Here is a 1,370-nt window from a genome sequence, read left to right on the forward strand (position 1 = left end):
ATGTTAAACGCGGCAGAAAGACGATGACCACATCTTACTTTCTGGACAATTTTATACATGTCAATCCGCAATACCTAATCGACATGATTCAGGCGCTCCCTGGATGTACAGCCTATAAGCCTCAACGGCAAACCTCTCCGATCTATTTCGAGGCGCCAAACGGGGATGATGGAATTTTACTTCCAGTCCGACCACCAAAGAAGGAGAACTAACATGACCAAATGGGAAAAAGTTGTTATTTCCGCATATACCGGTGTCTTGATGTGCGATTTCGATGATCTGCACAAATACATCGAGGACAAGCTGGGTCGACCGGTATGGACGCATGAACTGGCCTCTAGAGCAGTTTGGGCAGAAATCGCGGAAAAAACCAAGGAAGACTTTCTCGCAATCTGCCAGCGTGAGTCCGATGATGTGATCAGCCGGTCGGCCCTTCTGAAAGCAGTTGGTGATCCTGATGACGGCATGGTCTGGCCGACGAAGCATGGAGTCGTCGATTTAATCAAGAATGCCCCTGCGGCAAACTAATCCACAATAAAACATTGGAGGTACATAACCATGAAGAAAATCGTAACCTTGGCTCTTGCAATGACTTGTCTGCTCTGCATTCTGACCGGCTGTGATGAATCCGGTTCCTACAAAGATGCCATGCAGACCATGGACACCGTGAATAACCTTCAGGAGAATCAGCCCACTCCGAGCGATCTTGATTTCTCTCTGGAGCGGTACAACCTGATCCGCCGGGCCTACTGGGTGAATGGACAGCGAGAAAAAGCTGCCGCAGTTGTCTGTCAGGTCGAGAAGCCCCTCGGATACATTATCCTGTTTACTGAGAGCGGCGGTGTAGTTGGCCGATTTGTCGTTGACGGCAAAGTGTCCAGCCTGAACAGCTTCCTGACTCCCGATAGCACATGGCCCAACTCGACTTCCGGCAAATGGATCGCCGATGTGGATGGCTCTTATGGGGAGAACGACTTCGGGATATTTTTCTTTACCCCGGACGGTAAGTACGTCGAGTGGACCGGCACCTACCTCTACTCTGATATTCCGTTCGAGGTGGATGACCCGGTCGTGAAAATCGGAGGGTAACCGGCATGAGAAAAACACTTACAGTTCTGGGGGCGGTCGTTTTGACCGTCCTCATTTGCATCGCTGTCGTGTTCGTCGGTTGGGGGAACACCTGGTTTACGAATCAGGTGGACTACGTCAACCAGAAAATTGACGATGCTACCAATTACGAAACCCGCAAGGAAGTCGAGGATAGCTGTCGCGCCATGGTCTCGTCTTACGAGGCTGACAAGCTTACGTGGGAGCAGTATAAGGATAGCGACAGCTCCNAACAACGCTCCTGGGCCGACCAGGCCAAGATG

The 1,370-nt window shown here is 50.9% G+C and carries 2 protein-coding genes; both read left to right on the plus strand.

Features of this window, described 5'->3' with window-relative positions; genetic code table 11:
* Positions 1-213 precede the first annotated feature (213 nt).
* Positions 214-528 (plus strand): hypothetical protein, encoded by a 315-nt coding sequence (locus JX325_RS16815; RefSeq protein WP_204792170.1) that lies wholly within the window; start codon positions 214-216, stop codon positions 526-528.
* A gap of 30 nt (positions 529-558) precedes the next feature.
* On the plus strand, positions 559-1,089 hold the full coding sequence (locus JX325_RS16820; RefSeq protein ID WP_204792171.1) for a hypothetical protein: 531 nt from the start codon (positions 559-561) through the stop codon (positions 1,087-1,089).
* Positions 1,090-1,370: the final 281 nt, after the last annotated feature.

Source organism: Oscillibacter sp. CU971, from assembly GCF_905219725.1.
In the GTDB taxonomy this organism is placed as follows: Bacteria; Bacillota; Clostridia; order Oscillospirales; family Oscillospiraceae; genus Oscillibacter.

What these genes read in the sequence shown, in the direction of transcription:
- JX325_RS16815 (WP_204792170.1), top strand. Translation starts at nt 214, where the DNA reads ATGACCAAATGGGAAAAAGTTGTTATTTCCGCATATACCGGTGTCTTG.
- JX325_RS16820 (WP_204792171.1), top strand. Translation starts at nt 559, where the DNA reads ATGAAGAAAATCGTAACCTTGGCTCTTGCAATGACTTGTCTGCTCTGC.